This window comes from Bartonella sp. AP57NXGY, from assembly GCF_042195805.1.
GTDB lineage: Bacteria > Pseudomonadota > Alphaproteobacteria > Rhizobiales > Rhizobiaceae > Bartonella.
The window spans coordinates 1-8,671 of record NZ_JBHIOZ010000058.1; the positions used below are offsets into that span (position 1 = coordinate 1).

The following is an 8,671-nucleotide window of genomic DNA, read 5'->3' on the forward strand; positions in this document are numbered from 1 at the left end:
GGATTGATGCGAAAGATTTGGATTGCATCATCTGCCTCGTCAATAATTTTTAGAACTTGGCTTTCATCCAGTGGTCCTGACCGACCAATGTTTTGATCATCATTATAGACAACTAATAAAATTTCATCGGAATTTATAAGAATTGGATTTTCCATAATTTCTCCTCCCCAACGCCTCTTGGCAATTGTTTGTGTGTGGTTTATGGATACCAATGTAGTGTATTTAAGAACATATGTTAATACATATGTACCGATTTTAGAAATTTTTACATAAATATAAAAATTCACTTAGAAAATTAAAACTGTAATTACTAAAAAAGGGGTATATGTTTAGAATAGCTAGAGCTTTAGTAATACTAATTACATTGAATTTTAATATTCTAATCGATTATTTTGCAAATATTTGCATAATTCTCTCCTTAACAGAAATATACGATAAGAAGAAAATTATGCTCATATGATTTAACTATTTTAAAATCTCGGTGGTTTTATCCAGTCTATAGGCGCAGCCCAAATTAATGCAATATCTTTTATTTCTGGATACAACCTATTTAAACTCTCTAAATTAAATAAACCAGGCTTACTACCTTGCTTTATTATTTTGACAAAACAACGTCCATCTTGCGTATAGACAATTGCTTTTTTATTAAGAAGTAAACTTGGAGAAATGTTTTCTGAATAAAATAAAATGGATTTATCTTCAATGAAAGGTTCCATTGAATCGCCTTCAACTTTTACTGCGTATGTATCCTTTGTAATATACGGGGGCATTTCCACTTCTTCAAGCCAACCATCTTCATAGGGGATAATTTCTGAACCTGCTCCTACATATCCCATTAAGGGTATAGTTTTTTTTCGTGGAAGTGGGTATTTCGTGATTTCCTCAATTGCTATACCTTCTTGTGCACTTATTCCTCGTTCACCTGTCAGCATTTTATTGACTGCAGAGCGGTAGATAGGACGATGTACCTTCTCACTTAGTTGTCTGGCAAGCTATGATTGAGATAATCCAGATTCTTGTAAGGCTTCACTTAGCCAAATTTTCATAATGTTATTCATGGTTTCCATTATATCTTTGTTAGAAAAAAAATCTTTTGTGATTTTCGTTACATTTTCTATTGATATTGTACCTAAATAAGCCACAATATGACTTATGAAACAATTTTCGGAAATAATAAATTTATTAGGTGGGGTTCGTAGAGTATCTCAGTTGCTTGGGGTTCATAGAACACGCATGTACGTCTGGCTCCGTCCTGTATCAAAAGGCGGAACTGGTGGGAGAATTCCGACAAAACATATCCCAATTCTTTTGAATAAAGCTAAAAGAATTGGAGCACCGATTAAGGCAGAAGACTTTTTCTCGTTTTTTTATAGGACGCAATCATGTGATTCTAAATTATCTTCACATTCTGCTTTTATTGCTGCCCCTACAGATAATAATGAACATCAACAGCACCATTCACACTCTTAAAGAAGAAAGATCAGAGATAGTAGATGTCTCACAGATCACTATAAGCAAAGTCCAGTTGATTGATCTTGTTAATAAGATTGGACAGGAAAACATATATTATGGTGTCCTTTCGCCTCAAGATGCATGTTTTGAAATAAGCATAGATCCCTCATCAACAGGTTGTTTTGTCTATATGCTGCATAGTATCTTTGCGCGTGATGATAGAAAATATTTTCCGTTATTGCCGTACGATGATTTTAATCAATGGTTTTTATCTGTGTTTACGCAAGCTTTTACAACTACAACTTGGTTTGATAATTATTTTTCTCAAGAGTTGTCATCTTTTTATTGCTTAAATGAGCTGATCTTGTTTATAGTCTTAGTCAAAAATAGGCTTGATTTCTTAAGGGATAAACTCATCGAAAAAAGAAAAGAAGAAATCAAATTAATAAGATGCGTGCAATGTGTGTCTGAATTGAGTTAATCCAATTTTTCAAAACTTATAACTACGCGCTCTGCCATAGCGCACATATAAATACGCATCAACCATAAGGGGAGGAAATGAAAAAACCACCACGTTATACTTTTAGCTCTTCAGAAGATTTAATACATGCAATAGGTTTTCCAGATGGTTGTACAATTGTTTTTAGTAATTCTGATTGGAATTTTTCTTTTGATGAAAATAACCATTTAATAGCTAAAAATGCTTTAGGATCAAAGTTGTACTTAGAGGTATACGGTAACACACAAGCTTTCCAAGAGAAATTTCAGGGATTATTCGAGAAGCATAATAAGCGGTCTGCATATTAGATGAAGCGCTTCGTAATTGATATGCTTTTAATCGATCTGTTGCAGCCTCCATTTCATTCCATGATGATTGGATTCGTTTGGCTTCTTCTTTAGGGGAAATATACGTTCTAAAAAAATATTAGCATTAAAAATTTTTGTGAAATCATAAGTTGGAGAAAATTGAAAAGTAAGTTTAACAGAAGCCCCATATGTTCTATCAATATCGGCCCCAAATTGTATACCTATGATAGCAAAACATTTTGTATGGGCTGGAATATTTATAGACAATAATACTTTCGACGCAGGTACTTCAGGTGGGCTTATAAAATGAATTCTATCTTCGATATTATGGCAATAAGGTAAAGAAGGCGCATTAAATTGACCAACAGAAAGAAATACTTCAGGCCAAGAATTAGTATGTTCCCAGTTAATATCACTACATGGTTTCCGACAGTAAACACCAGAAACAGAATGTAATTTAATATCAAAGGGAGCTATATTGTGAAAATTAAACCATGCAATATCATCAGCAAACTCTTCATAACAAGATGTAATAAACAAAGGTTGCAGTGGAATGTTGTTTACTTGATTGTTTGTATTTTGAAGCACACCATTATCAGGCATTTTCCACCTTTATTTCGAATAATAATTACCGTCGAACGGCTTTGTAAAAATATTTTTAAATGAAATAGCAAATGACTAACACGATTTTCTGTCTTGATCTAGGGACAAAGACAGGCTGGGCGATATGTTCCAAAGACATGTGCCTAAAGACGACAACGAAGCAGACTCTTTAGCAATTTTATATTTAAAGAAAGAAGGGGGGTATACATGTCCAGTAAAATACCATGGACGAGACTTAATACAGACCAATGGCTATTTAAACTTTCTGATTTACCGCCTATGGAAGTCAATGTTTATGTGAAGTTGCGGATAAGAATGTTACACACGCGTGAACCTCTTTTGAATGATTCACAAATATTATCTCATTTTACTTGTTGTTCAGTAAAAAGATTTCAAAAGGCATTAGATTATTTATTTAGATTTGGACACATCATTTGCTTAGAAGATGGTCGTTTGTGAAATTCAGATGTTGAGGAAGAACTCAATAACTCAAACGAAAATTTAAATAAATTTTCAGAGAGCACAGAAGGCAGCGCAAGCAAAATGGGCAAAACATCATAAAGCAAAAACAATTAGTGATGATCAAGATGCTAAGCATGATGCTTGTGAGGATTCTAGCAATACACAAGCAATGCTTAATGATGTCATTAACAATAACATATATAATAAAAAAACTAAACTATCGTTTTAGAAAAAAAAGAAATTTGTTCTGAAAGTTTAGAAACAAACGAACAGGTTGACGAGCCAACAGAGGTTCATGCTTGCGAAAGCCAACCAAAGCAAATCACAACGGGTGTAGAAAACCAACCTCCCATTCACGAGCAAAAGAACGTTCCCAAAAAAGCGAAGCGGACTAGGTCAAAATATGGGTTTCTCTTACCTGCGGATTTTGAACCTAATTTGCAATACGCAATCGATCAAGGATTAACGCATCATGAGGCAGTGTCAGAATTTGAACGGTTCACAAATTACTGGATAGCAAACCCAGGTAAAAAGTGCAAACAAACGAGATTGGCAAAGGACTGGGTGCAATTGGGTTACACATCCAAAGTGTTTTTTTTAGCACAGAAAAAAGCAAGATTAGAACAGGAGAAACGGTTAGGTGGTCATTATGGAAATGATCAGTCCGGGGTATCCATTGACTTTGAAAACTGGGAATACATTGACGAAACAGGAGGAAGCGCAAACCTTAGATGCTTGCAATCGTCTACAAGCGTTGCTCTCTGTGAAAGCTTCAGTTAAGCAAATTGAGCAAGCTTCTTTCCTACTCTCAAGCATGAAGTCCCTGCGAACACAGATTCCAAGGCCGTTATCCTTTCCTATAGCATGATGCTGGAACGGATTTCAGCATATGCTCTGAAAAAGGGCGTCGAAGATATCGTAACTGGTCAAGCAATGGGGATATCAAAAACATTTATGCCAATTTGTGGAGAGCTTTTAGCTTATTGCCAGACAGTAGAAAATAACCTTCTTTCAAAAGCCGAAAGTGTACGTAGAGCAATTAAAATACACGTGAGAAAACACTCAAAGAAAAAACAGCGAAAGAGCACTTTAGACGACTAACGCTTGTTCACAAGCAAGAGCTTGAAGAAACTTTAAATGGTATTGGAGGAACAGTGAAAAACATTGCAGGTTAGCAAAATAGTGAAAAGTGGTGATCATTTTACGATTAGATATGCGTTTTAAGAGTGACTAAAAATTTTTTTTAAGGTATAATACTTTCCTAAAATTGTATGCAGTACCAAATTTATAAACTAAGTGAATCCTTTAATACAAATTAAGAATTTTAGGATGTGAAAATTTCAAGATATTTGTTTAAAAAACATAAATAGCTAGTATCAATGTAAAAAAATATTGCAGCAGTCATTAAGTTCTTTCGTGTATTTTTGAAATAACAGAGTGTTTCTTTAATCTTTATGAAAGGTTAGAGGATCTTAGTACTTAAAGCGATCATCAACTATAGATAAATAATAGATGAGGTTAACTAAAAGCAACTGGATGCAATAGAAGACGTTGCTATTAAAAGGAAAGCAAACGCGAAAAAACTAAAGGTAGTTTGTGCCTTCTATCAGAAAATAATTTAAAAAATTGAAATCATAATTTTTTCACAGGAAATGAGTATGTTTACAGATAAGCAACTAAGAGCCTTGTTTGGCATTATAGTTTTTATATTTTTATGTTTTTCAGGAATTAAAAAAAATATTGACTTTATTCAGGGTATTTTGACATTCGCATCTGTTGGTTTGATAATAGTAACAACTATTTTTGCAATTTTATGCAATTCTAATATTCCTTCTGAGTTGCAGAACAACCCAAAATATAAAGATGATGGTACAACGGGTTGGGTGAAACTAACACGTGATTTACAACAATATATGCACCGACTCTTAAATATAATAATTTTAGCGCTTGTCGTTTTAATTTTCCCAAATAGTTATAAAGAAACTGTTTCTTTGCCTGTCATTTTTAGGTATGTGGAACACAAATTTCCTTTTTCATTAGATACCATAATGTGGTACTCAGATATTGCTATTTGGTATTTAAACATTGTACTTTGGTATTATTTTTTATGCCGTGTACTCTTTCTTATGTTGTATACACGCAATTTAATAAATATATCTATCCTTACACTGCAGTGTTCCATTATAAAGCCACAGTGAAATTTCCGATTTCAAATATCAATTCTTTTTTTACAAAATCTTTATTATATCTGCCATTATCATCTTTAGATGATTTAATACGGATTCTATGCTGAAAACTCTCAGTATTAAATATTACATCGAACTTATCATATGTATCTCCCACAAAATTTAATTTGTGCAATATAGGATTTTTTTTATCTTTTTTTAAAAAATTCCACAAATATTCCCTTAAATTATTTTCTTCTTTAAATTTGATATCTAAGCTGAGTTCTATTTCAGTAACATCATCAGTGGGAAATGCATCAAGAGAATCTTTAGCCAACTCCACTAAGCATTTTGCTGATTGCTTTCCAAAAAGTTCTAATTGTTTTTGTTTTTTATATTTTAGTTTTATTTCTTTAATTGAATGCAATTTTTTTTCGAAATCTTGCTTATCAATAAGCTCAGGTAAAATATTAATTTCTTCCTTGAAATTTTCTTTGTAGTGTGACTGCAAGCATTGGTTTAGCTTTTTACTTGAAGAAAAAAGAATGAATTTTGTAGGAATCAAAACTCCAAAATATTGTTCATTTTGTTCAATTTGTTTTTTAGAACGCGGGTTAGGAACGCTTTGAAAGCCATTTTCGGAATCAATCACTTCAGGATTATAAGGACTTTCTTCTCCTGTTAAAACATAAACCCAATAGTAGGTACTTGATTCCACAAAAAGTTTTTCAATTGTTAAGGTAGCACATTGATTCTTCACGGTAAGAGTATACGTTCCTTCCTGCAAAAATTTATCGATACAATTTGTATTAACTAATTTTGAGTCTGTATCTATTTCATATTTATAAGAAAGGAAGTTAATGGTATTCATAAAGCTAACACAATTACAACGTTTATAGTCTTATGGGCGATAGATACTATCTAAGTTATCTCAGTGATTATGAAGTAGGTAGTTTGTATCTCAAATATCTCGTGTCTTTTAGAATCATTCAAGTGAAAGGTAGAGGCTATAAAATTTTAATTGTAGAAGCAATATGAGTTTTAGAAGATCTATTAAAAGCTGCTTAAGTTTAAAAGAAGTATGATCATCTTCCCAGCTTTTAAGTGGAGAAGAAATTAGGTTGCATCTTTGATTGTAATAACGACTTTCTTTCCAAGAACACTCAGTGTTTGCTCTAATGTTTGAAGCTTAGTTGGATAATTTGGATCAAGAATGCGTCTTGCTTCTGTTTCTTTTTTACCCAAACGATTAGCCAATTCTGTTTTTGTGATATTCGCTTCATTAAAGGCTTCTACCACTGCAAGTTTAAGAACATTCCATGCATCTACAGTAACCTCTACAAGGTCTTTATACTGTTGTGGCATTGGTAAAGGCAAACCGCGCATAGAATAGCTCCGTAATGCTAAAGCTAAAGCTTCAACAGCATTCTCTAATGCCTCTGCTCTATTTTCTCCAGCTGTTATTGCTTCTGGTACATCTGGAAAGGTTACAATAAAACCACCGTCTGGATCAGATTCCAGTTTTGCTTGATAAGTGTATTCCATGTTTAGGTATCCTCGCCATAATCGAAATGCTTTTAAAACGAAAAATCAAAGCCATTGAGAGAGTAACTCATACCCTCAACTGCTTTTTTATTATTTTCACGTAAAGTGGGGTCAATTCACCAGATTTTATAACGGTTGTCTTGTCTCCAAAAGTTACCAAATAATATGACCCTTTGCCTGCATCAGGAGCTTCACTGTAATGAATGCCTCTATTTCTGGCTTCTTTACGTAATTCTCTAAGCAGTGCTTCTCGTTTCATTTAGCCTCCCCCTTTACTTTATAAAATGAATATCGCACAAAAAGGTTCGATAGTCAACAATAAATCGAACAAAAAAGTTTGATACAGACTCTTAATGAAAGGATATTTATTGAAACGTTAAAAGCAGAAATAAGAAAGCCGTGCCATTTGTGTGACATGTTTTTTTGATGAATAATTTGTCAAATAATATTATAATGTAATACTTAAAAAACTGTTATTAATAAACTGAAACAATTGAAAAAATAAGCAAATAATGTTAAGGTTTTCTATGTATTAAAATACAAATTTAAGGTAAGAAAAAACATGCTAAACAAAGTGACGTTAATCGGGCGCCTTGGTGCTAATCCCGAAAGCAAAACAATGAATTCTGGAGCAGAAATAGTCAATTTTAGTATAGCGACTTCTGAGAGCTATACAGATAAAAAAACCAATCAAAAAGTAGAGAAAACAGAATGGCATTCCGTGGTGATTTTTAATCCACATTTAGCAAAAATTACACTTCAGTATCTCAACAAAGGTTCAAAGATTTACGTAGAAGGCAAATTACAAACACGCAAATGGCAAGATAAAAATGGGCATGACCGTTACACAACAGAGATTGTCTTACCACAATTCAAAGGCGAGTTGTATTTGCTTGATGTAAAGAAAGATCAATCGGCATCCCCTACCCCTTCACCCGTTACTTCTCAAAATTATGCTATCGCTTTAGGTGCTCAAGATTATAGAACAGCTCTTAACGATAGTGTCCCATTCTGATTGATAACATATGACAAAGAGAAAAAAACGTACAAAACGCGGACGTCCTCGGATAAAAGGATGCATAAGAGAACCAAACGGACGCATCTCACGAGCAAAAACACCGCATGAACCCATGGATAAATTGGCAATTGAAATGCGTGCCAAACGCTTTGGCTTGACCATAGAAGAGGCTAAAAATCCGCTTTCCGGTACCTATATTGGGCGGCTTTATTTGCAAGGCGAAATCAATCAAGACCAATATGATGCTGCGCAAAAATATCTTGAAGTGAAAAACAATTACCTATGTGCAAAAGCATTGCCTAATGCAATTTATGATGAAATGCCTACAACTTCTGATAACGGAGCAAGAGAGAAATGGGCACAGAAGGCAACAGAACATCTTTTAGCTGTAAAAGATGTTGTTCAAGAAGCTCAATGTTTACACCGTCAATATAACCTTCATGCCGCATTACAGTATCTTGTCATAGAAGATCAATCACTACCACACCTTGTGCTTTCATTGCGCATTGCTCTTAATGCGCTTCATAAGCATTTTAGCCATTAAAAAGAATTGACATCAGATGAAAAATCATTAAAATGTGTATATATTTACACATTATGAGTTTAGGTAATGGAACAA

General features: G+C 33.6%; 13 protein-coding genes. 8 read left to right on the forward strand and 5 right to left on the reverse strand.

Annotated features, from left to right (window positions below; genetic code table 11):
• Positions 1-470 precede the first annotated feature (470 nt).
• Positions 471-932 (reverse strand): helix-turn-helix transcriptional regulator, encoded by a 462-nt coding sequence (locus tag ACFIL8_RS06365; protein ID WP_375681459.1) that lies wholly within the window; start codon positions 930-932, stop codon positions 471-473.
• Between the two features lie 220 nt (positions 933-1,152).
• Between ACFIL8_RS06365 and ACFIL8_RS06370 the strand changes: the two genes are divergently transcribed.
• The 3 genes from ACFIL8_RS06370 to ACFIL8_RS06380 all read left to right on the forward strand — a co-directional run bounded on the left by ACFIL8_RS06370 (position 1,153) and on the right by ACFIL8_RS06380 (position 2,259).
• Entirely contained in the window at positions 1,153-1,470 is a 318-nt protein-coding gene (locus ACFIL8_RS06370; RefSeq protein ID WP_375632673.1) for a hypothetical protein, read from the forward strand.
• A gap of 55 nt (positions 1,471-1,525) precedes the next feature.
• On the forward strand, positions 1,526-1,933 hold the full coding sequence (locus ACFIL8_RS06375) for a hypothetical protein (protein WP_375638809.1): 408 nt from the start codon (positions 1,526-1,528) through the stop codon (positions 1,931-1,933).
• Between the two features lie 77 nt (positions 1,934-2,010).
• Positions 2,011-2,259, forward strand: a complete 249-nt coding sequence (locus tag ACFIL8_RS06380; RefSeq protein ID WP_375681460.1) for a hypothetical protein — start codon at positions 2,011-2,013, stop codon at positions 2,257-2,259.
• A gap of 27 nt (positions 2,260-2,286) precedes the next feature.
• Here ACFIL8_RS06380 and ACFIL8_RS06385 read toward each other — a convergent pair whose 3' ends face one another.
• Positions 2,287-2,862, reverse strand: a complete 576-nt coding sequence (locus tag ACFIL8_RS06385; protein WP_375638813.1) for a hypothetical protein — start codon at positions 2,860-2,862, stop codon at positions 2,287-2,289.
• Between the two features lie 207 nt (positions 2,863-3,069).
• On the opposite strand from ACFIL8_RS06385, the gene ACFIL8_RS06390 reads away from it, so the two are divergent.
• The 3 genes from ACFIL8_RS06390 (at position 3,070) to ACFIL8_RS06400 (ending at position 5,522) form a co-directional block, all read left to right on the forward strand.
• Positions 3,070-3,321: a hypothetical protein gene (locus tag ACFIL8_RS06390; protein ID WP_375638815.1), complete on the forward strand. Its 252-nt coding sequence runs from the start codon at positions 3,070-3,072 to the stop codon at positions 3,319-3,321.
• Between the two features lie 441 nt (positions 3,322-3,762).
• Positions 3,763-4,104, forward strand: coding sequence for a hypothetical protein (locus tag ACFIL8_RS06395; protein WP_375681461.1), 342 nt, complete (start codon positions 3,763-3,765; stop codon positions 4,102-4,104).
• A gap of 878 nt (positions 4,105-4,982) precedes the next feature.
• Positions 4,983-5,522, forward strand: coding sequence for a hypothetical protein (locus ACFIL8_RS06400; RefSeq protein ID WP_375610935.1), 540 nt, complete (start codon positions 4,983-4,985; stop codon positions 5,520-5,522).
• Here ACFIL8_RS06400 and ACFIL8_RS06405 read toward each other — a convergent pair.
• The 3 genes from ACFIL8_RS06405 to ACFIL8_RS06415 all read right to left on the reverse strand — a co-directional run bounded on the left by ACFIL8_RS06405 (position 5,506) and on the right by ACFIL8_RS06415 (position 7,293).
• The gene (locus ACFIL8_RS06405; protein WP_375610934.1) at positions 5,506-6,360 is read right to left on the reverse strand and encodes a hypothetical protein; all 855 of its coding nucleotides are present in this window, start codon (positions 6,358-6,360) and stop codon (positions 5,506-5,508) included. The two genes, ACFIL8_RS06400 and ACFIL8_RS06405, sit on opposite strands and share 17 nt — an antisense overlap.
• A gap of 245 nt (positions 6,361-6,605) precedes the next feature.
• Complete coding sequence (locus ACFIL8_RS06410; RefSeq protein ID WP_375610933.1) at positions 6,606-7,034, reverse strand: type II toxin-antitoxin system HicB family antitoxin; 429 nt, start codon at positions 7,032-7,034, stop codon at positions 6,606-6,608.
• Between the two features lie 67 nt (positions 7,035-7,101).
• Positions 7,102-7,293 (reverse strand): hypothetical protein, encoded by a 192-nt coding sequence (locus tag ACFIL8_RS06415; protein WP_375610932.1) that lies wholly within the window; start codon positions 7,291-7,293, stop codon positions 7,102-7,104.
• Between the two features lie 303 nt (positions 7,294-7,596).
• Here ACFIL8_RS06415 and ssb point away from each other — a divergent pair, with 303 nt between their 5' ends.
• Positions 7,597-8,049, forward strand: a complete 453-nt coding sequence (gene ssb / locus ACFIL8_RS06420; RefSeq protein ID WP_375689163.1) for a single-stranded DNA-binding protein — start codon at positions 7,597-7,599, stop codon at positions 8,047-8,049.
• Positions 8,050-8,059: 10 nt separating this feature from the next.
• Positions 8,060-8,596: a hypothetical protein gene (locus ACFIL8_RS06425; protein WP_375638819.1), complete on the forward strand. Its 537-nt coding sequence runs from the start codon at positions 8,060-8,062 to the stop codon at positions 8,594-8,596.
• The last annotated feature ends 75 nt before the right edge of the window (positions 8,597-8,671 follow it).